Source organism: Vibrio sp. 16 (genome assembly GCF_963681195.1).
In the GTDB taxonomy this organism is placed as follows: Bacteria; Pseudomonadota; Gammaproteobacteria; order Enterobacterales; family Vibrionaceae; genus Vibrio; species Vibrio sinaloensis_D.
On the sequence record NZ_OY808997.1, the window covers coordinates 904682 to 926090 of the forward strand.

Annotated in this window: 20 protein-coding genes; 5 read left to right on the forward strand and 15 right to left on the reverse strand. The window is 45.3% G+C overall.

Annotation, left to right across the window (positions count from 1 at the left end; all coding sequences use genetic code 11):
• Positions 1-31 precede the first annotated feature (31 nt).
• The 3 genes from U9J37_RS03975 to U9J37_RS03985 all read right to left on the reverse strand — a co-directional run bounded on the left by U9J37_RS03975 (position 32) and on the right by U9J37_RS03985 (position 2979).
• On the reverse strand, positions 32-280 hold the full coding sequence (locus tag U9J37_RS03975) for an SAM-dependent methyltransferase (RefSeq protein ID WP_416200449.1): 249 nt from the start codon (positions 278-280) through the stop codon (positions 32-34).
• A gap of 4 nt (positions 281-284) precedes the next feature.
• Positions 285-1478, reverse strand: coding sequence for a class I SAM-dependent methyltransferase (locus tag U9J37_RS03980; RefSeq protein WP_043887341.1), 1194 nt, complete (start codon positions 1476-1478; stop codon positions 285-287).
• Positions 1479-1575: 97 nt separating this feature from the next.
• Positions 1576-2979 carry a methyl-accepting chemotaxis protein gene (locus tag U9J37_RS03985; protein ID WP_322413906.1) on the reverse strand — a complete coding sequence of 468 codons (1404 nt, stop codon included), beginning with the start codon at positions 2977-2979 and terminating at the stop codon, positions 1576-1578.
• 95 nt (positions 2980-3074) lie between these two features.
• Here U9J37_RS03985 and yccX point away from each other — a divergent pair, with 95 nt between their 5' ends.
• The gene (yccX, locus tag U9J37_RS03990; protein WP_038186800.1) at positions 3075-3347 is read left to right on the forward strand and encodes an acylphosphatase; all 273 of its coding nucleotides are present in this window, start codon (positions 3075-3077) and stop codon (positions 3345-3347) included.
• Here yccX and U9J37_RS03995 read toward each other — a convergent pair.
• From U9J37_RS03995 to U9J37_RS04020, 6 genes are all read right to left on the reverse strand, one after another.
• A complete protein-coding gene (locus tag U9J37_RS03995; RefSeq protein WP_039479323.1) occupies positions 3342-3671 on the reverse strand; it encodes a TusE/DsrC/DsvC family sulfur relay protein in 330 nt (109 codons plus the stop codon). The genes yccX and U9J37_RS03995 overlap by 6 nt on opposite strands.
• 128 nt (positions 3672-3799) lie before the next feature.
• Positions 3800-4462: a Bax inhibitor-1/YccA family protein gene (locus U9J37_RS04000; RefSeq protein WP_038141430.1), complete on the reverse strand. Its 663-nt coding sequence runs from the start codon at positions 4460-4462 to the stop codon at positions 3800-3802.
• Between the two features lie 198 nt (positions 4463-4660).
• Complete coding sequence (locus tag U9J37_RS04005) at positions 4661-5410, reverse strand: amino acid ABC transporter ATP-binding protein (RefSeq protein ID WP_005475576.1); 750 nt, start codon at positions 5408-5410, stop codon at positions 4661-4663.
• 22 nt (positions 5411-5432) lie between these two features.
• The gene (locus U9J37_RS04010; protein WP_005475562.1) at positions 5433-6530 is read right to left on the reverse strand and encodes an amino acid ABC transporter permease; all 1098 of its coding nucleotides are present in this window, start codon (positions 6528-6530) and stop codon (positions 5433-5435) included.
• A 1-nt stretch (position 6531) separates the two neighbouring features.
• Entirely contained in the window at positions 6532-7737 is a 1206-nt protein-coding gene (locus U9J37_RS04015; RefSeq protein WP_039628067.1) for an amino acid ABC transporter permease, read from the reverse strand.
• 72 nt (positions 7738-7809) lie between these two features.
• Positions 7810-8838, reverse strand: coding sequence for an amino acid ABC transporter substrate-binding protein (locus U9J37_RS04020; protein ID WP_005475574.1), 1029 nt, complete (start codon positions 8836-8838; stop codon positions 7810-7812).
• 458 nt (positions 8839-9296) lie between these two features.
• Between U9J37_RS04020 and U9J37_RS04025 the strand changes: the two genes are divergently transcribed.
• The gene (locus U9J37_RS04025) at positions 9297-10235 is read left to right on the forward strand and encodes a precorrin-2 dehydrogenase/sirohydrochlorin ferrochelatase family protein (protein ID WP_005475567.1); all 939 of its coding nucleotides are present in this window, start codon (positions 9297-9299) and stop codon (positions 10233-10235) included.
• 48 nt (positions 10236-10283) lie between these two features.
• On the opposite strand, the gene U9J37_RS04030 is transcribed toward U9J37_RS04025, so the two are convergent.
• Together U9J37_RS04030 and U9J37_RS04035 are read right to left on the reverse strand one after the other, a co-directional pair.
• Complete coding sequence (locus U9J37_RS04030; RefSeq protein WP_005475578.1) at positions 10284-10769, reverse strand: YajQ family cyclic di-GMP-binding protein; 486 nt, start codon at positions 10767-10769, stop codon at positions 10284-10286.
• A gap of 23 nt (positions 10770-10792) precedes the next feature.
• A complete protein-coding gene (locus U9J37_RS04035; RefSeq protein ID WP_005475579.1) occupies positions 10793-11842 on the reverse strand; it encodes a 3-deoxy-7-phosphoheptulonate synthase in 1050 nt (349 codons plus the stop codon).
• 211 nt (positions 11843-12053) lie between these two features.
• Here U9J37_RS04035 and U9J37_RS04040 point away from each other — a divergent pair, with 211 nt between their 5' ends.
• Both U9J37_RS04040 and U9J37_RS04045 read left to right on the forward strand, forming a co-directional pair.
• Positions 12054-12941, forward strand: coding sequence for a putative PEP-binding protein (locus U9J37_RS04040; protein ID WP_005475543.1), 888 nt, complete (start codon positions 12054-12056; stop codon positions 12939-12941).
• A 111-nt stretch (positions 12942-13052) separates the two neighbouring features.
• Positions 13053-13532: a PaaI family thioesterase gene (locus U9J37_RS04045; RefSeq protein ID WP_005475547.1), complete on the forward strand. Its 480-nt coding sequence runs from the start codon at positions 13053-13055 to the stop codon at positions 13530-13532.
• Here the strand turns inward: U9J37_RS04045 and U9J37_RS04050 are convergent.
• Positions 13501-14886: a hypothetical protein gene (locus tag U9J37_RS04050; RefSeq protein WP_005475542.1), complete on the reverse strand. Its 1386-nt coding sequence runs from the start codon at positions 14884-14886 to the stop codon at positions 13501-13503. The genes U9J37_RS04045 and U9J37_RS04050 overlap by 32 nt on opposite strands.
• Before the next feature lie 89 nt (positions 14887-14975).
• Between U9J37_RS04050 and U9J37_RS04055 the strand changes: the two genes are divergently transcribed.
• Entirely contained in the window at positions 14976-15809 is an 834-nt protein-coding gene (locus tag U9J37_RS04055; protein WP_005475575.1) for a CvfB family protein, read from the forward strand.
• A 191-nt stretch (positions 15810-16000) separates the two neighbouring features.
• On the opposite strand, the gene rsmF is transcribed toward U9J37_RS04055, so the two are convergent.
• From rsmF to U9J37_RS04070, 3 genes are all read right to left on the reverse strand, one after another.
• Complete coding sequence (rsmF, locus tag U9J37_RS04060) at positions 16001-17425, reverse strand: 16S rRNA (cytosine(1407)-C(5))-methyltransferase RsmF (protein WP_005475566.1); 1425 nt, start codon at positions 17423-17425, stop codon at positions 16001-16003.
• An 87-nt stretch (positions 17426-17512) separates the two neighbouring features.
• Positions 17513-20146, reverse strand: coding sequence for a PqiB family protein (locus U9J37_RS04065; protein WP_043887337.1), 2634 nt, complete (start codon positions 20144-20146; stop codon positions 17513-17515).
• Positions 20139-21404 (reverse strand): paraquat-inducible protein A, encoded by a 1266-nt coding sequence (locus U9J37_RS04070; protein WP_043887336.1) that lies wholly within the window; start codon positions 21402-21404, stop codon positions 20139-20141. The genes U9J37_RS04065 and U9J37_RS04070 overlap by 8 nt, the downstream gene beginning before the upstream one ends.
• Between the last annotated feature and the right edge of the window lie 5 nt (positions 21405-21409).

Below are 21409 nucleotides of genomic sequence, written 5' to 3' on the forward strand. Positions count from 1 at the left end.
AATGGAGTTTTACATAGTCAGGGAGAAATGACTATAACACCTTACAAGCAAAACCTTTTAGGTAGAAACCTTCTGGATAAGCACTGTCTGTTGGGTGGTCAGCCGCTTGTTCGAAGCGTTCTACGAATTTTACCTGACGCCCTGAATCCACGGCGGCATCTGCGATAATCTTTTGAAACAGATCTGAGCTCATTAACCCAGAGCAAGAGTAGGTCAGCAACGTTCCTCCGGGCTTTAGGATTTGCATTGCAAGCATGTTGATGCTGACTGTACTAGGCAAGTTTCTAAAGAACTTTGCAAGCAAAGCCTTTTAAGTAAAAACCTTCAGGATATGCACTGTCCACAAGGTGGTCTGCGGCTTGTTCGAAGCGTTCAATGAATTTTACGGTTCGACCTGCATCTATAGCTGCATCTGCGATTATCTTTTGGAATAGATCCGCACTCATTAGTCCTGAGCACGAATAGGTGAGTAAAGTACCACCACTCTTAAGTATCTCAATCGCCAACATGTTGATGTCTTTATAACCGTTTGCCCCAGACGTTAAATTGTTCTTACTAGAGACAAATTTTGGCGGGTCCATAATCACAACATCAAACTTAGTCCCTTGATCACGGTATTCGCGAAGTAGCTTGAACACATCCGCATTTAAGAACACTGCGCGTTTCTTGGAAATATCAAACTCATTGAGCTCCGCGTTATACTTTGCGGTATCAAGAGCAGGTTGAGAGACATCGGCGTTAATGACACGCTTAGCTCCACCTTTGAGTGCATATAGACCAAAACCACCAGTGTATGAGAAACAGTTCAACACTTCTTTATCTTTGACGTACTTCATCGCTTGTTGGCGACTGTCGCGTTGATCAAGGTAGAAACCTGTTTTGTGCCCGCCGACAATATCGACACTGATTTTGACGCCATTTTCTTCAATCACTACGGATTTTGGTGGCTCTTGACCGTGTAATACGCCAGTTACTTCCTCTAAGCCTTCTTTTTTACGCACTGCAACATCCGAACGTTCATATACGCTACATTCAGGAAACACGTCGAGTAGAGCTTCAACTAGTGTCTGCTTATTGTACTCAGCGCCAGCACTTAGCAGTTGGCAGACCAAATAATCTTGGTATTTATCGATAGTAATGCCCGGTAAACCGTCAGACTCAGCAGCGATTAAGCGATAGCCTGTTAGACCGTCGCGGTCGATAATATCGGCTCTGAGTAAATGAGCGTCTTTAATACGCTTGACGAAGAACGATTTGTCGATGGTTTCTTTTTCAAATGTCCAAACCCGAGCGCGAATTTGAGAGTTAGGCGAGTATGCCGCTTTTGCCAGCCATTTGCCATCGTGAGCAAACACATCGACTGTTTCGCCAAGCTCAGGCTCACCTTCAACTTTGCTTATACCACGCGAAAACACCCAAGGGTGTTTACGGCGAAGGGATTTATCACGGCCTTTTACAAGATAGATAGATGGAGTCATGAGTTTGCTCAATAGGTTTAATTTGAAAGGAGGGGTATTGTCTGGGAAGTGCTTTGGAAAATCAAATAAAAGAGCCGCCAATTTGGCGGCTCTTCGTCTAGGCTTTTAACCCTGTAAGTAGTGACTCCATGGTGTCACTTTGTCTGCGTAGTTGTTCAATGTTGTTGTTGGTTGCGTTAATCATTTCGCACACTTGATTTGATTGAACCCGAATCTCTTCGACACTCGCCGCGATGTTATCAGCAACGACGCCTTGCTCTTCTGCAGCAGTCGCAATTTGAATGCTGCTGTCTGAGATGGATTGGTTTTTGTCGGCTAATGAGGCGATTTCAGAGTCGACTTCCGACATTCGGCTTTGACCTTCGCTGGCATTGATAACAGTTGTTTCCATTAATTTGGTGAGTGACTGGCTATTGCGTTGCAGTGCTTCAATCATGGATTGGATTTCAACCGTTGCCTGTTGAGTTCGACCTGCCAATGCTCGAACTTCATCGGCAACAACTGCAAAGCCGCGACCTTGCTCGCCCGCGCGCGCAGCTTCAATGGCGGCGTTCAAGGCAAGTAGATTGGTTTGTTCTGAGATACCGTTAATCGTCGTGACCACTTCATCAATTTGAGCGGCGTTCGCGTCAAGTTCCGCCACTGCTTCGGAAGCGGATTGAATTTCACTCGATAGCTGCGAAATAGAAGATAATGTATGCTCAACTTTTTGCTGTCCTTGATGGGCAACAGAACGCGCATCTTCTGTCTGAGCACTTGAGTCGTGTGCAAGATTTGCGACTTCGCGAATGGTAGATGCCATTTGCTCTGTGGCACTCGCAAGTGAGTTCAGATGTTCTTGTTGAGAGCCTGAAATATCCGCGCTTTGACGATTTGAGAGGTTGAGGTCAGAACTAATTTGTTGCATGAGCGCGATGGATTCTTGAATCGAGAGAACCATGTTTTGCTCACGTTCTGCGACCTTATCGATTGTGATGGCAATTTCACTAAACTCATCTCGCACTTTGAAAAAGTTCATACGACTGGTGAGGTCACCACTAGATAAGGTCGTGAGTGCCTTGTTCATTGTGAACATCGCACCGCCAATAAAGGTCATGATGTAATAAACACCCATTGCGATAAGGAAGAGTGTGACTGCAATAATAGTAATATGAGTAGTAGAAAGCGCAGTCCATAGGTTTTGGTTATGAATCGCAACTAAACTGAATTCACCATTGTTGACGGATATTGAACCAAGACCAGAGCCTATTGCGATGGTTTCTGAACCCGCTATTAAACTTGCCACTTGGGAACGATTAAGGTTCCCCGATTCAATGAGATCGCGCATAAGCACCAACTCATCTTTGTAAAGGTGACTCAACATGTTGTCTGCAGCATTATCCAGTACAAAGGTGAGGACTAAGAGTGCGATGACTGGGAGAGCGAAGAGTAGATAGAACTTCTCTTGAATTTTTAGATGAATGAGATATTTGTCAATCCAGCGAAAAGGTATTTCTTTCATAATAATAATTCCGTGAAAACCCTGTCTGTTCCATAGAGGGTTATAAAAAACACATTTACAAATATATCACTGTACGATGTATTGAGGTATTAAATATGGTCCAAAAATGCGAGAAGTTCACAGTGTCAGGTCTAGTTCAAGGGGTTGGATTCCGTTATCACACTTCACACCAAGGAGTGAAGCTCAGTCTTAGCGGCTATGCGATGAATCTTAACAATGGGGATGTCGAAGTCGTAGTGTGCGGGGAAGAAGGGAATATCGCGCGAATGGCAGAGTGGCTTCAACATGGCCCTAAAACGTCAAGAGTTGATAAGGTCGTTTCAGAGCCAATCGCATACAAACCGTTTAACGGTTTTAAGATTCTATAGGCATTTTGCTGGCTTAGGCAGTCCCGCCAGTTTAGTCGCTTGCTTGGCAGGGCCTTGCTTAAAAAGCTTAAACAAATACTTGCTGTTGCCTTTTTCTGGACCGTGGGCTTTTTCCATAGCTTTCACCAACATGCGTACGGCTGGTGAGGTATTAAACTCTACATAGAAATCACGAACAAAGTGAATCACTTCAAGGTGCGCGTCAGTTACCTCGATACCTTCTTGTTGGGCGAGAAGCTCTATCATGCCTTCTTCCCATTGAGTGTAGTCTAGTAAGTAACCTTGAGCATCGGTTTCAATCTGCTTGCCGTTGTATTCGAACATCTCTAATAACCCTAAAATCAACGTATGGAGAGTAGGGTACTTACCCGTAGGCTGTTTCACAATAGACAAATAAACAAAAAGCCCGAAAGAGAGTCTCTTTCGGGCTTTGTTTAACGAGATATGTTCAATTAGTCGTCGTTCATAATGCCTAGAATTTGAAGCAGGCTGATGAAGATGTTGTAGATTGATACGTATAGCGTCACGGTCGCTGAGATGTAGTTGGTTTCACCGCCACGAATAATACCTTGAGTAGTCATCAAGATAGCCATGGTCGAGAACACAATAAACAAGCTGCTTAGTGCTAGGTGCAGGATTGTTGATTGGATGAAGATGCTTGCAATCATACCTACAACAAGTACAACAAATAGTGACAGCATTAAGCCACCCATCATCGACAGGTCACGCTTAGTTGTAAGTGCATAAGCTGACGCAGCAAGGAATGACAGTGCAGTACCACCAAGCGCTGTTACGATCAAATCACCCATTCCCGCGCCAACATAAGCGTTTAGGATAGGGCCAAGTGTGTAACCCATAAAGCCAGTCAGTGCGAAGGTAAATACTAGACCCATTCCGTTGTTACGGTTTTTCTCAGTTAGGAAAAGGAGTCCGTAGAAGCCAACTAGAGTGATGATAAGGCCAGGGTGAGGAAGGTTCATCACCATAGCGACACCAGCAACGATAGCTGACCAAAGTAAAGTCATAGAAAGTAGCGCGTATGTGTTACGCAGTACTTTGTTTGTTTGCAGTGCACTTTCTTGTGTAGATGTGCGAGAAAACATAGGGCTGTTCATGGTCTTCCTCATTAGGTTTTTCTGTTTATCACTTACATTTATGGGGCTGCACGATGAAAAGATCAAGCCCTCATTGAATAAGTAGTATCTAAAATAATAATAGAATTAGAGTGTTAAGTATTTTTGAAGATGTAACACAATATAACACAAATGAAAGAGGCGACCCTAGCCGCCTCTTTGGATATTATCGCGATGTGATTAATGGCTCAAAATCTGCGACAAGAAGTTTTGAGTTCTCTCAGATTGAGGATTTTCAAAGAATTCAACTGGGTTGTTTTCTTCAATGATTTCACCAGCATCCATAAAGATGACTCGGTCCGCGACCTCTTTGGCAAATCCCATTTCATGGGTTACACAAAGCATGGTCATTCCTTCTTCTGCAAGTTCTACCATTACATCCAGCACTTCACGAACCATTTCTGGGTCAAGGGCTGACGTTGGTTCATCAAACAGCATCACTTGAGGACTCATACAAAGAGAGCGTGCAATAGCCACACGTTGCTGCTGACCGCCTGATAATTGACCAGGGAACTTATCCGCTTGGTCCGGGATCTTCACTCGTTCCAAGTACTTCATCGCCACTTTTTCTGCTTCCTCTTTGGGCATTTTCTTCACCCAAATTGGCGCCAATGTGCAGTTTTCTAGCACAGTTAGGTGAGGGAAGAGGTTAAAGTGTTGGAAACACATTCCGACTTCTCGACGAACGGCTTCGATGTTTTTTAGATCTTCCGTTAGCTCATTGCCAGAGACAATGATCTGACCCTTTTGGTGTTCTTCGAGGCGGTTAATACAACGGATCATGGTTGACTTACCAGAACCCGATGGGCCACAAATTACGATTTTCTCACCCTTTTTTACATCCAGGTTGATGTTCTTTAGTACGTGAAACTCACCGTACCATTTGTTCATATCCTTAATTTGGATCATGTAATCTTGTTGCTGCGTCATAATACGTCCTTGAGCTTTTTGATTATCGTTTGTGACCGGTATGAAGTTTGTTTTCTAACCATATCGAGTATCTCGACATGCCGAAACAAAATACCCAGAACACTAACGCGACAAATACATAACTTTCTGTTGCAAAACCTAACCACTCAGGGTCAGTGTTCGCTGCCTGTCCAATACCGAGAACGTCAAACATACCGATGATGAGTACCAGACTGGTATCTTTAAACAAGCCGATAAAGGTGTTCACTATAGAAGGGATGGTGATTTTCAACGCCTGCGGCAAAATGATGAGCCCCATCTTCTTCCAATAGCTTAACCCCAGCGCATCGGCAGCTTCATACTGTCCTTTTGGAATGGCTTGTAAGCCACCGCGGACCACTTCCGCCATGTAGGCAGCACTGAACATGACTACACCAATCAGAGCACGAATGAGTTTGTCTGTCTCCGAGCCTTCTGAAAGGAAAAGAGGCAGCATTACCGACGCCATAAACAGAACGGTAATGAGTGGAACGCCACGCCATACCTCAATGTAGACGGTACAGATGCTTCGGATAATTGGCATTTCGGACCGACGACCCAAGGCTAACGCGACACCAATTGGCAATGACACAACGATACCCACCAACGCAATGATCAGAGTAACTAGCAAGCCACCCCATTTGTGAGTTTCGACAACTTCAAGGCCAAAGACACCACCGTAAAGCAATGCGGCAATAATGAAAGGATAAACGTTAACAAAGAACAGCCAAATCCACATGCGCTTCGGCGTTTTCTCATACGCAAGCAATACAGTAAAGATCGCTAACGTAATGTAAAACAAGCGTGGGCGCCACAGCTCTTCTTGCGGATAGAAGCCATACATAAACTGCTCCCATCTCACGCTGATAAATACCCAGCAAGCGCCATCTCTTGAACAAGCGTCGCGGGTAGTACCAACCCAATCTGCTTTTAGGAATGCCCAGTCAACGATATTCCAAAGCAGCACGGCTGCAAGATAAGCAAGAATGACGGTAACGACTGAGTTAACAGGGCCATTAAATAGGTTTTTACGTAGCCAACCGACGACACCCACTGTATTGGACGGTGGTGGCAGATCGGGCAAAAACTGATGCTCTTTCATATTATCTCTCCACCAAGGCAACTTTACGGTTGTAGATGTTCATTAGCGCTGATGTCAACAGACTCAACGTGAGGTAAACCGCCATTGTCATCGCGATAATTTCAATCGCCTGACCCGTTTGGTTCAACGTTGTCCCGGCGAAAACCGAGACTAGGTCAGGGTAACCAATCGCCATCGCGAGCGAAGAGTTCTTCGTTAGGTTTAAATATTGGCTTGTCAGGGGCGGAATGATAATCCTTAATGCTTGAGGGATAATCACCAACTTAAGCGTTCTGGACTTTGGTAGACCAAGAGACATGGCTGCTTCCGTTTGACCATGGCTAACCGCGTTGATACCCGAACGGACGATTTCCGCAATGAAAGACGCCGTGTAAATACTCAGGGCAAGCAATAACGCGGCGAGTTCAGGAATGATGCTAATGCCACCACGGAAGTTGAAACCCTTGAGTTCCGGGTATTCTGCCGAGATCGGTGAGCCCATCACAAAGTAGACAATCGTTGGTAAAACCACAACAAGGCCAAAAACAATGCGCCCCATCGGGGTTTGTTGACCCGTTATACGTTGTTTGTTTCTCGCCCAGATACCGACAAATATCGATGCCAGAACCCCAATAACCAAACTTGCAATCACCACTCCTGATCCCGCTTCAAAAATGGGGGCTGGAAAGTAAAGACCGCGAACATTGAGGAAAATGGCTTCTCCAAGACTTAAACTTTGGCGTGCCGATGGCAATGCCTGTAGTACTGCGAAATACCAAAAGAAAATTTGTAGCAGCAGCGGTACGTTACGGAAAATCTCGATATAAACAGCGGCTAGTCGGCTGACAAGCCAGTTGTTTGAAAGCCGAGCAACACCCATAACAAAACCCACGACAGTCGCTAGGATAATACCCAGAAATGATACTAGAGCGGTGTTAAGTAGGCCGATGAGAAATGTGCGTCCGTAAGAATAGGTTTCGTCGTATTCAATCAATGTTAGGCCAATCCCAAAGCCAGCTTCTTGATCAAGGAAACCAAAACCCGTGGCGATGCCGCGAGCTTCTAAGTTAGACAGTGCATTATTGACAATTGTATAAAAGAAAAAGAACAGTGCGAGTATCGCGATAATCTGGAACACGACTGAACGAAAGGTGGGATTGTAAATAAGGCTAGCACCTGAAGACGGTCCGTTATCCGCTTTAGATGCAACAGTATTAGTAGGTTTCATACAGCTATAACCTCAAATCCATATTTTGTAAAAAGGGCGGCCTAAACCGCCCATTTTGTTGTTATGTGTTGCTTAACGGATTGGCGGAGCGTACATAAAGCCACCCGCATTCCATAGTGCGTTTACACCACGAGAGATTTGAAGAGGAGAGCCTGTACCAACCGTGCGCTCGAAGCTTTCGCCGTAGTTACCGACTTGCTTGATAACTTGGTAGCCCCAATCGTCACGGATTCCAAGACCTTTACCTTTAGGACCATCCACACCAAGGATGCGCTTCACGTTTGGATCTTTAGACTTCAGCATTTCGTCGGCATTTTTCGACGAAATTCCGTACTCTTCCGCGTTGATCATTGCATTTAGCGTCCACTTAGCAATATTGAACCATTGGTCGTCGCCTTGACGAACTACTGGGCCAAGCGGCTCTTTAGAAATGATTTCAGGAAGTACCTGTGCAGACGCTGGATCTTGAAGATTTAGACGAAGCGCGTATAGACCTGATTGGTCTGTGGTTAGCACGTCACAACGACCAGCATCGAAACCTTTCGATGTTTGAGCCGCGGTGTCAAATACCACAGGTTTGTAAGACATGCCGCTGTTGCGGAAGTAGTCAGCTAGGTTAAGCTCTGTCGTTGTACCAGATTGAACACACACTGAAGCACCGTCTAGCTCCTTCGCACTCTTAAGGCCAAGATCTTTTTTGACCATGAAACCCTGGCCGTCGTAGTAGTTAACGCCTACAAAGTTCAAGCCAAGCGCGGTGTCGCGGTGAAGTGTCCACGTTGTGTTACGCGATAGAACATCAATTTCGCCTGATTGAAGCGCCGTAAAACGCTCTTTTGCGGTGAGTGGTACGTATTTCACTTTTGATTTGTCGCCAAGTACTGCTGCGGCAAGTGCCTGACAATACTCAACGTCAATGCCTTCCCATTCACCCTTCGAGTTCGGGTTAGAGAAACCTGGCAGACCAGTACTTACACCACAAGTAATAAAACCTTGTTTCGTTACTTTATCAAGCGTGCTATCAGCTGCCGATGCGCTTGTAGCCATGAAAGCAGTAGATGCCGCTACAACTGAAGCAAGAAGTGTTAGTTTATTTGCCATTTGTATCCTTCCTGTATGATCCATGTTAAATCAGGTGTTGCCTGATACAACGAATGAAATATGTTGTGTATCTCTATTATGAGTTGATTTCGCAATCATAGTGCTTTTTAAAAATCAACTGTTTATAAGCGTAGGAAAGGATTTGTGTTTTCTCAAATGTATAATTTAAAAAGATTTTTGATTGAAATCACAAACCCGTTCAGTCACTAGAATGACGAAATGTTACGTGAATGTAAATAGTGCAAGAGTTCACAAATTTAGTGCAATAGGCCTTACTGACTAAAGTGTCATGTTTACTTAGATTTAACGTGATGTGATTGAAAAGTAGCCTAAGATTTAATTCTATAAATAGTGGAAAATTTGGTGATAAATTATCCAAAATGAAACTGTAGTTTCGTTGTGTGCCCCAATTTTGGTAGTATCAGTCAAATAGTTAGTTGAATTATTCAAGGAATGAAATGCAGTATTTTCCTCTGTTTCTCGATTTAAAAGGTAAGCCAGTACTTGTTGTGGGTGGTGGAGAAGTGGCAAGCCGAAAAGTCGATAGTCTGGTTCGCGCTGGCGCTATCGTTACGATTGTCTCTCCTCAGATCGACCCCTTCTTGCAAAAACTCGTAGAAGATGGGGAGTGTATTTGGGTACAGAATTTCTATTCCCAAGATTTGATGGATGAAAAATACATTCAAGTTTGGGCAACAACAGATAACCCTGAGTTAAACCATCAAGTCCATCACCATGCGAAGTCACTGGGAATCTTGGTTAATGTGGTTGACGATCAACCTTACTGCGATTTTATCACTCCTTCTATGATCAATCGGGGGCGTATCCAGTTAGCCATTTCAAGTGGTGGGGCCTCTCCCGTTTTGGTCCGTAACATCCGAGAAAAGCTCGAAGCTGCGCTGCCGCAGAACTTGTCTTTGCTTGCAGACTTTGGCGCCTCCAAACGAAGTGACATCAAAAAGGTGATGCCGAGTGTCGATTTAAGGCGCAAGTTTTGGGAGCGTTTTTTCGCGCTTCCGCAAGTGGATTCAGCAACCACAAGCGGTGAGTTAGAGAGTGCTTATCAGCGCTTGCTGGCGGATGAAGTTGATGATGTAGGGAGCGTTACTTGGATAGACTTTGGCGAGGATGTCGAGTTGCTGCCAATGAAGGCGTTACGCTATATGCAAGAAGCAGAGTTGGTTCTCTATCCTCAAGACTGTCCGTACACATTTGTTGACTTAGTGCGGCGAGATGCGGAGCGCGAAACATACCGCAGCCATACGGAACTTGCTGAACGTTTGGTGGCGGCGAGAGAAGAGAGCTTGCGAATCGTGGTGTTTGTTTCTCCAAATAGTAACCAACACAATCTATTAAAGCAGCGTGATTTACATTTAGCTTTAGCGACAACGAGATAAAAGAAAACCCGCGTAAAGCGGGTTTTTCACATTGGTCACATTCAGAGATTAGTCTCGGAAGTTTTCATACTGGAAAGGTTGCCCCAGTTCTGCCTCACGAATAACAGCGATAACCGCTTGAAGGTCGTCACGTTTTTTACCGGTCACTCGGACTTTTTCACCCTGAATAGAGGCTTGGACTTTCATCTTCTTATCTTTAATCAGTTTGACGATCTTCTTCGCCATCACGGTTTCAATACCTTGCTTAAAGACAATGATTTGATGCCAGTTTTTACCCGTTGCTTCCTCTGGCTTTGCGTCCATTGCGTTTGCATCGACACCACGTTTTGCCAGATTACCGCGTAGGATGTCGCGCATCTGTTTAAGTTGGAAGTCGCCTTCCGCATTCATTCGCACTGACTCGTCTTTTTGAAGCTCAAAAGAGGCTGAGACACCACGAAAATCGAATCGAGTTGATAGCTCTCGAGATGCGTTATCAACAGCGTTACGCAGTTCTACAGTATCGATTTCAGATACAATATCAAAAGATGGCATTGTTCATTACTCCTCAGATTCAGTTAGCGCGATTTTACAGCGTCAGCAAGTAGGGCAAGCATTTGTTCAGTATCATCCCAGCCTAGGCACGGGTCCGTAATGGATTGGCCGTAGGTGAGATTGTTGATGTCTGCCATTGACTGGTTACCTTCAACAATAAAGCTTTCAGCCATAATACCTGCAATCTGGTTTTTACCTGACTTGATTTGAGCACACAGCTCTTTTGCAACATCGAGTTGCTTACGGTGCTGCTTTTGACAGTTCGCGTGGCTGAAGTCAACAACCAAACGTTGTGGCAAGCCAAACTCAGCAAGTTGCTCACAAGCCGCGTTGACGGACTCGACATTGTAGTTTGGTCCTTTATCACCACCACGAAGGATCACGTGGCCAAATGGGTTACCACTTGTGCGATACACCGTCATACGTCCATTTTTGTCTGGAGAGTAAAAGTAATGTGACGCTTGAGAGGCGCGGATCGCATCAATAGCGATCTTAATGTTGCCATTGGTACCGTTCTTAAAACCTACTGGGCAAGAGAGTGCAGAGGCCATCTCGCGATGAATTTGAGATTCCGTTGTACGGGCACCAATTGCACCCCAAGTGATGAGATCAGCAATGTACTGGCCGGTAATCATATCTAAAAACTCAGTCGCTGTCGCCAACCCAAGCTTATTGATGTCGAGTAGCAGTTTGCGCGCTTTGTTCAAGCCCGCTTCCAGAGCATAAGAACCGTCTAGATTTGGATCGGTGATAAGGCCTTTCCAGCCAACGACAGTACGCGGCTTTTCAAAATAAGTACGCATGACGATAAACAACTCGTCTTTATATTGCTCTTGAGTTTGAGCAAGGCGCTGAGCGTAATCCAGCGCGGCATCTGTATCGTGAACAGAGCAAGGGCCAACAATGACAAGCAGTCGCTCATCTTGGCCTGTAAGAATTTGTTCGATTTGACGACGAGAGTTGGCAATGCGTTCTGCAACATCATCAGTAATAGGGTGTGCGCTCCCAAGTTCTGCCGGAGTTGGCATTGGACCCAGTGGTTGGGTTCTTAATTCATCGGTTTTGAGTGGCATACCATAGCCTGTTCTTTTTATTGCGAAGCGGTAAAGATAACGGAAACGCTGCTAGGAATAAACCACTTATCGATAATCTTCATATTCAATTTGTGTAAAAATGAAAAATTATTCACTTTCAAGAACTAAAAATGTATTTCGCCCTTGTTTAAGCCTCCGCTTGTGGGTATGTTCGAAGTAACGAAACAACAATAAATTGCACGGAGCAGTAATGAGTGTAGAGACTTTTATCGGTTTACATCCCGCACTAACTTTGGGTAGTGCACTTCCAAGCGCAGATGACAGTGGCGAAGGAACCCATTTGTATGTGTCATTTTCAGAACTCATTCTAGGGAATGTCTTTTATCACCCTGAATTTAAAGAAAATACAGAGAACCTCTCCGAAGTTGAAAAGAGTTCGATAGAGGCAATCTTAGCGGGCCAGTCACTGCAGCAACACTTCGTAGACACTTTGGTGACCAGTGTCAAAGCGGCGATCAAACCTGAACATGAGTCCATTAGAGTGAGCCTGAGCAGTGCTGATAGTTATGCGTTCAGTTCACTACTTGGAGGCAGCGCTGAAATCGAAGAGGTAAACCCTGCGCTAGGTTTGCGAGGCGTCTCTCGTTATGCATCTGACCAGTTCAGTTCAACGTTTGCGTTAGAGTGCCAAGCGATCAAACAGTTGAGGGAAGAGGGCATTCAAGTCGATATCGTTGTTCCCTTTGTTCGCGCTCTGTCTGACGCAGCAAAGGTTATTGATCTCCTTGCTGAGCAGGGATTACCTCGAGGGCTAAATGGGCTTAAAGTTATCTACACCGTGGACGTGCCTTCTGCTGCGCTCCTTTGCGAGCGACTTCTTCCTTATTTCGACGGTGTGGTGATCAATCTAGAGAACTTGGCCCAGTTTACCTTAGGCGTTGATAGGAGCAGTGAGGCGTTAGAGTATCTATTTGACCCACAAAGCGAAGCCGTGGTGCAACTTCTCGATATTGTGGTTAAATCGGCAACAACGAGCAATAAGCCGGTCTTACTCACTTCGTCTAACCTTACGCAATATCCCAAAATACAAGAGTATATTTTGGAGCGAGGCTCGATTGATTGTGTAGTGACACTGTAACTAGCAGCGTAGCAACATCACCTTTTGCAAAGCTCAATGTTAACAAAATGTTGACATTGAGCTTTGTTCGTTATGAACTAAAGCGACTATTTTAACTAATCGGACCAGTTCATGATCACTTCAATCGCAAAAGCCAATATGTACCTCAATTGGTTTGGATTTTTCAAAGTACCGTTTATATGGTTGTGCAGACCGAAGATCCTAAGGTTGGATGATCAAAGCGTTGAAATCAAAATCCCCCTGAAACGACGAACAAAAAATCACCTAAACAGCATGTATTTCGGTGTACTCGCGGTGGGTGCTGATGTGGCGGGCGGTTTCATGGCGATGAGTAAAGCGCAGGAGCGAGGGGAGCGTGTTTCTCTGGCGTTTAAGGAAGTAGAAGGGAAGTTTCTCAAAAGACCGGAAGCTGACGTTCATTTTGTGTGTCACGATGGCGAATTAATTGACGACATGCTTGATGAAACCTTCAAGACTGGCGAGCGCGTAAACCAGGCGGTCAAGATAACCGCCATATGCCCATCTCTGCACGGAGATGAACCCATGGCGGAATTTCTTCTTACTCTTTCACTGAAGAAAAAGGGTGGATAGCCGCTTCCACCTCGATCTGTTCAACGGCTACAATTTTGCTTCGATTGAGGACAATCTTCCAACGATAATACTTCGGTTCGCCATCGTGATTGTCTTCTTTGGCGATCAAATTGACTAGGTGGCGTTTTTCCACTGACTCCTTGCTGACTTGATTATTGTTCAGCACATATACCTTGTTTGAACCTTTATCCATGAGCCGCATTAGAGGTCTCATGCTTATGAGCAGTGATTCCCGGGTCTCTTCATAACCACTCATAAACTTAGAGGTCGACATTTCAACCCCCGCGCGATAGTGGAGGATGGTTTCTTCTCTTTGTACGACTCGCTTTTTACGAATGTTCTTAATTCGGTCGGGAAGTTTCTCTAAGTTTTTGTAGTCGAGCCACTCTAGTTTCTGACCGACGGCTTTCTTAGTGGTTGGGTCTAAGTAGAGCTTGCGCCACTTTGGTCGCCCTTTGCGAAGCCAGCGCCAAAGCACGTCCCTCAAGTCGTCTTTAAAAATCTCACGTAATGCGTAAACAAAGGACATTAATACGATGAAAGAGACGGTGATCTCTCCCCAGTAATCGCGGGCTAGTATCGCGGCAATCGTTACAAACACCATCACAAAACCAGTCGCGCCGCCTTTAACCATTCGCTGCATATTGCTGCCAAGGGATTGGGTTTTCTCTTGCAACACCACGGGGTGCTCGATCAATCGGCGCAGCAAGCGCATCTTGTTACTCAAACGCGTTACGTCGTCACGTACATTTTTCGAGTTGTAATTGTGCAGCTTGCGATGCGCCGCTTCTTTTTCGACAATCGCGAGTAAACTCTCTTTCACGGCTTTGTAGTCACCCTCACGAGGCATGTGTGCCACCAGCGACATCAAACGTTGGCCTGTGTACCAAGAGAGATAGTTGTCTATATTCGCGTAGTAGCGTTTTAAGTTCTCTTCGTATGGTGCGCCTCTACGTAGCTTCTTTAGGATGTCTAGCGCTAGGTCAATGACTTCATCCACTTCGTCTGTGGTGACGCTGTCGGTATTGTTTTTATTGAGTTGGTTTACCGCTTTGTCTAATGCAATAACATATTGGTAGGCAAACAAACTCAAACTAACGCGATACTGGGTAGAAGAGAGTCGGCCTCGTTTTGCTAATCGGCTGTGCACGAGTGGAAGAAGGGTTTTGTCACTGTAATAGGCGCGCTTTTGAATCAAAGACTCGTAGTAAAACTCGCTTTCTTTAAGTACATCTGAGGATAGACCGAGTTCACCTGGCACAAAAAAGTAGAGATCGAGAGTCGATTTTTTGGTAGACGCCATCGCATGAGAGACTTTTAAAGTGATGCCGTCCTGCTTATCAACGGTGATCAAGGAAAGCTCCTAAAAAAAGTAACAATAACTGGCGAAAGCATATCAGAGATTCGCTATAATCACCGCAAATTTAACAAGAGACAGTTGAAATGATTAAAGTTGGTCAGATTAACCACTTAGAAGTAGTAAAAAAGGCAGATTTTGGGGTATTTCTTGATGCCGGAGATTACGGTACGACATTACTTCCAAATCGCTATGTCCCTGAAGGGGTTAAGGTTGGCGATTTCGTTGATGCTTTTTTGTACTTTGATTCTGACAGCCAGTTAGTCGCAACAACTGAAACACCTATTGCTCAAGTTGGTGAGTGGGGATTGATGACCATTGAAGGTGTCAATAGTACAGGTGCATTCGCGAGTTGGGGCATTAAAGAGAAAGATCTGCTGATCCCATTTAGCGAGCAACGTACGCGTTTCAGTGCGGGTCAAAACGTCCTTGTTTATGTCTACACCGACAAAGCGTCTGGACGTATCGTTGGAACCACGAAGTTCAACAAACTGCTCGATAAAACGCCCGCCAACTATAAGCGAAATCAACAGGTTGATCTTATTATCGCTGAGCGTAGTGACTTGGGCTACAAAGCGATTGTGGAAGGCCAACACTGGGGAATGATTTTTAAATCTGACGTATTTGGTAAGCTGTTTATCGGTAAAAAGTTGAAAGGTTACATTAAGTCAGTTCGTGAAGATGGCAAGATCGATCTTTCTCTGCAAAAGGTTGGTGTCGCTAAGATGGACGATTTGAGCGAGAAGATTATTGAGTTGCTCGAGAAGAAAGGCGGATTTTTGCCACTGAATGATAAATCTTCACCTGAAGCGATCTTCTCGGCTTTCCGTACTAGCAAAGGGACGTTTAAAAAGTCGATCGGTGGTTTGTACAAACAAGGTAAAATCGTTATCGAGAAAGAAGGCATTCGACTCGCTTAACGTTTGTCGATTGAGCAATAACCCAATCGACAAAAAATGGCCCAAAGCTTATCCTGCTTTGGGCCTAGGGGAATGGCTCCTACAGAGCCTGCGCTAATGAGTGTAATACATAACAATTCTTATCTTTTAGTGTAGTGCATCGTAGTCAGTTCGCGAGGCTTAGCTAGAATTTCATACTATTGGTTTAGACACTAAAATAAGTTTTTGTCTCTAACCAATTCGCGCGGCAGGCCATTTTTAACTCTGTTTCCAACCCATTTCCCCAGTCCAATCACATCGTTACCTAGCTTGACGAATACTTCCCCTTTGCCCGATTGACCTTCTGGTCTTACATCGCGTCCCATATACCATTCACGAGCCTCTTCAACACTAAGTACTACACATTGGCGCTCGTTTCCTGTTGCCAGTGATGTCGCGACCTGATGTTGCCAGCGATAGCCTTTCTTGTGGGCTTCAGCAATCTTGATTCCCATACGTGAGAACTTAAACTCACCGAGCATGGCTTCAAGCGCGTTAGGAAAAAGCCATACATCGTTATCACGTAGCCAGACAGAACTGTTACTAGGTAACTGAACATCAAGCGTTTGGGCCAGTTGCTTCTCAATATCTTGCTGGATCTTGGCTGATGCTTTTTCAAAAGGAAATTTGCCGAGACGTTTTTTAACGTTTGGCGCTTCGACCGAGCTTACTTTACGCAGCCGTGCGACAAAAAATCCCTCACAATCATAGGTTTGGGGGAATATATGCAAAAAGCCTTCAGGCGTTAGTGATTTGTCTGCATTTGGAAATAGATCTTCAAGGCTGTCGAATTCTACCGCTTCACCAAAAGTCTCCTTTAAGTGATGACACACTTGCTGGTTTTCTTCAACGCTCAAGGTACAGGTTGAGTAGACAAGATGGCCACCGACTTTGAGGGCGTGAAATGCGCTTTCGATAAGATCTTTCTGAGTGTTAGAGATGTCAATAACCGAGGCTTTACTCCAGTTTTTCATCGCATCTGCGTCTTTACGAACGGTGCCTTCACCGGAGCAAGGGGCATCGATCAACACCGCTTCAAATTGTTCTGGCAACCACCCCCCGAACACTCTGCCATCATAGTTGCTTAATGCGGCATTTCGTACTCCACAACGTTCAATGTTGGCATGAAGCACTTTTACGCGGCTAGACGAATATTCGTTGGCTACTAATACACCCTCATTGGCCATTTTTGCGGCTATTTGCGTTGTTTTAGAACCAGGAGCGGCAGCCATGTCGAGAACCGTGTCATACACATCAGTGTCTGATTTAAACAGCGCAGAAACAGGCATCATTGAGCTCGCTTCTTGTATGTAAAAAAGCCCGGACATGTGTTCAGCAGTATTGCCCAGTGGAACTACACTCTCATCTGCTTCAATCCAGAACCCTTCGTCACACCATGGCACAGGGTACAGTTGCCAGCCTTTTTCGTTCGCGCGAGTGAGAAAGTCGGCAACCGTTGTTTTTAATGTGTTGACGCGAATGCTCTTGCGAAGGGGGCGTTGGCAAGCGGCAACAAACTCTTCCAAAGTCGATGATGTTGGAATGATGGCCGCCATTTCATCAAGGAATTCTTGTGGCAGATAAACGTTAGAGTGCAATGTTCTATCTCTGAGGAGGTAAAGGGGCAGGGATTATAACCAATCAAAACAAAAAACGCAGCGGTTGGCTGCGTTTTAAAAGTCTTGTTAGGGTTTAGGTATCGGTGTGCGCCACTGTTTCCATTGTTCTTCACCTTGTGCGTGTAGGAAGAATGATTGGCCTTGTTTCGCTACCGGACGAAGCTGCTTATCTTGAGGCGTTGCGAACGTGATACCACCACGAACCAAGCTATCGACTGTTCCTGCCTTAATGTTGGCACCGCTAATGCCAATTGACACGTCAAGTCCTGAGGTATTCCAAAAAATACTGTTTTGACGCACCAAGTAGGCGTATTGAGGATGAATGGAAATCTCTGTGATGACTCGGTCAGCGAACTCTCCAAGCTCAACTCCAGTCACGCTGCCCACTTCAATTTCTCGATAGAGCACAGGCGTCCCCTTGGCAATCGAGCCGCGTGTTTCGCTTTGAAGAGTGAATGTCACGCCTTTTAGCGCTGGCTCTTGCGTGTGTAAGGCAAATTGAGTGGCTGCCTTACCTTTACCTGGGCTGACGCTAATGGTCTTACTGATCAAGTTTTCTAGATTACGTACACCGCTTAAGCTGACCTCTGCTTTGGCTAACCAAAAGTAAGATCCACTGACCGCTATTTTGCTCGCATACTCGGGCAAAATACGCGCTTTGATATCCACTTTATTGCTATTGAATCGAGGCGTCACCAGTGTAACTTCACCGACTTTTACTCCGTTGTATTTGATGTCGGTTCCTTGAGTGAGCGAGTTTTCTCCGCTAAGAGAGAGGGTAATAACCTGACCAAACTTACGTGCCGTTTTGAAATCTTTGTAGAGTACCCACTTGCCGTTTTGTTTGTTGTCTACGCCGGGTAATGAATCAAAGGCGATACCACCTTGGATAAGAGATTTTAATGGTGCAGCTTTAACGCTCACGCCAGACAATCCCGCGTCGACCTCGATGCCAGAGCGGTTCCAGAAAACAGTTTGTTCAGTAACTAAGTGCTTGTATTGGTTCTCTATGCTGGCAGAGATCACCACGCCACCATCGACAAGATGGAAGTCGGCAATTGAGCCCACTTGTAGGTTGCGATAGAGCAGAGGGCTTCCTTTACTCACGGGAGGAAGTTCTGGAGCAAAGAGCGTTAATTTCGAAGAACCTGACAAGTTATATTTAGCCAACTCAGCTAATGATTTACTTTGATAAAGCTGGTAGCTCTCTTTGGCTGAGTTTTCCCCTTCGCTGACAAAGCTTATCGAGCCTGTCAGTAGTTGCTTGGCGGGGGGAACATTGATGTTTAAGCCAGATTCAGTAAGCTCTGCACTTGCACTGCCTGTTACGAAGAAGCGATTTTTAGATTTGATGAGGTGAGCGTATTCAGCATCCACTAAGGTGTCGATATGGATTTTGTCATCCACGAGCTTTACGCCAGCAACGGAGCCGACCGATATTCCTTTGTACAGGATGTTTGCGCCTTTATCTAACCCAAATGAGTTGTCGGCAAGTAACTTAACCTCGATTGAACGAGCTTGCTGGCGGTCAAAATCATTCTGACGAATTGCGGTGAAGTTTCTTGTGCGTTTGCCTTCACCGGGTACGATGGTCAGGAAGTTGCCTTTTACTAGGTTGGATAGATTTTTAACTTCAGAAAGTGACACGGTCGCTTCCTCTAGAATGAAACGTGACCCTGATGTCAGCATGTCGCTGAAAGCAGGTTGGATCGCCGCAAATGCAACGATGTTTTTCCGTTCATCTCTAAGTTGTAGGTCGGTGACTTGGCCGATTTCAATGCCGCGATACATGATCGGGGCACCTGATGCACTGATGTTATTGTCATCCGGTAATTGGATCTTAACGGCGATACCGCGTCCGGCCGTTTTTAAGTCTGGGTAGAGGCGAAATACCGTGTCATCTCCAATGGGCTCGCCCCCTTCAGGAGAATCAACGGCAATAGCGCCGCCAATAAGTGCGCTCATGCTTTCCAATCGAACGTCGACACCGTCAAAACCAATTTTTGTGCCGATGCCACTGACATTCCAAAAACGGCTATCACCGGTGATAATGTGGCGATACTCTTCTTTGATGGCGGCTTTAATAAGAACGTTTTTTGCCTCGTCATCAAGTTGATAGCTGTACACTTCACCGATAGGAATCTTCCGATAGACAATCTTCGACCCTATGGAAACGCCACCTAAGTCTCGGGCACGTAGAGTTACTGACAATCCTTGCTCTGCTAGCAAATCCGCAGGTGCTCTATCTAACGCACGGAAAACAGTTTCGGGATCGCCGGGCTCGTCACTCGGAGATATCGCGATATAGTTACCCGAAACTAATGCATCTAGACCTGAGATGCCAGAAAGGCTAGCGGTTGGCTTGACCATCCAAAAACGAGTGTTTTCGTTAAGCAGTTTGGTTGCTTCAGGGTAGATATCCGCTTCGACATAGATGCTTTGAAGATCTTTCGCTAAGTTGATGTCTCTGACCATTCCCACTTCCAGGCCTTGATAGCGAATCGTGGTTCTTCCCGCGATCAAGCCAGAGGCTTCCGAGAAGTAGATTTGAACCCGTTCGCCCGCATCTTGAATGGCCTTGAAAACCAACCACCCAGCTAAGATGACAGTGAGAATAGGCAACAACCATAAAGGGGATATACCGCGACTCTTCTTAACGTCGGGTGAGTACGAATTTTGTGACGGGGAAGGGTTACTCATTTATCGATTCTCTATTGTTCGATGGTTGCTTATAGTTGTCCCAAATCAAGCGGGGATCGAGGCTTTCTGCTGCCAGCATAGTAAATATTACCACCAAGCCAAACGCAACTGCGCCAAAGCCTGGGGTGAAATCAAGAATTTGCCCACGGTCTACGAGAGTCATCATGATGGAAATAACAAACAGGTCCATCATCGACCAACGACCAATCCATTTGACGACAAAATAGATGATCATCCGTTGCCTGTGAAATATGCTTCGCTTGAACTTGATCGCGAGAAGGATGTAACTCAAGCCAAGAATCTTAGCCACAGGTACAACTATGCTGGCGATAAAAATAATCGCGGCGATACCAGGCATTCCATTTTTAACCAGACCAGCAACTCCAGAAAAAATAGTGTCCTCTAATCGTTTTCCGTTGGTCATCAAGATTGAAATCGGGATAAAGTTTGCTGGGAATATGGCGATAGAAGCAGCAAACAAATAGGCCCAAGTCTTTTGGATAGAGTTGGGTTTGCGGTGATGGATCGGGTTATGGCAACGAATACAGTGCTCACCTTCTGGTTGAGAGAGGTGACAACTGTGACAGTGTAGCGTTTTGTTCTTCATCGGCAGCATACGCTCTGGCATATATTCTTCCCAGTAACGACGTACACTAACCCGAGTCACTAATAAAACCGTTGCTACCTGAAGTAAAACCAATCCAATCAACCCAGGGCCAACAAATATGTCTGAATAATCTTGAAGTTTAAAACACGAAATAGCCACGCTGATAAGGAAAACATCAATCATCACCCAGGCTTTAAGGTGTTGAATTAGGGCGAGCGAATACTTGAGTGCACGGAATGCTCGCTGTTGAACCGCGATATGAGCGACAACAACCGAGGTTGATAGAATCAGCGGGGCAATAGAACTGCAGAAAAAAATCAGTAAAGCCAGCATGACAAACCCTTCCTGCATCAAGGTCCATACTCCATGAGGGAGCGTTGCAGGAATCATGACACCAAACAGGCGAATACTGATGAAGTTGAAAAAGTGTGAGGGTATAAAAAGCAGTAGACAAGTTACTGCAATCGCCAAATTGCCAGAAAGTGAAGGATTGCCCCCTCGGTACAATTGCGTTCCGCAGCGGGGACAGTATGCGTTTTTACCCTTTTCGAGGGCGAAAGTATCAACGGGTAACTCACACCCTTGGCAAAGGCGAAGTGACTTCACTTGAGTTTGGTGATATTGCGGTTTTATTCGAGGAGGGTGATTCATAACCA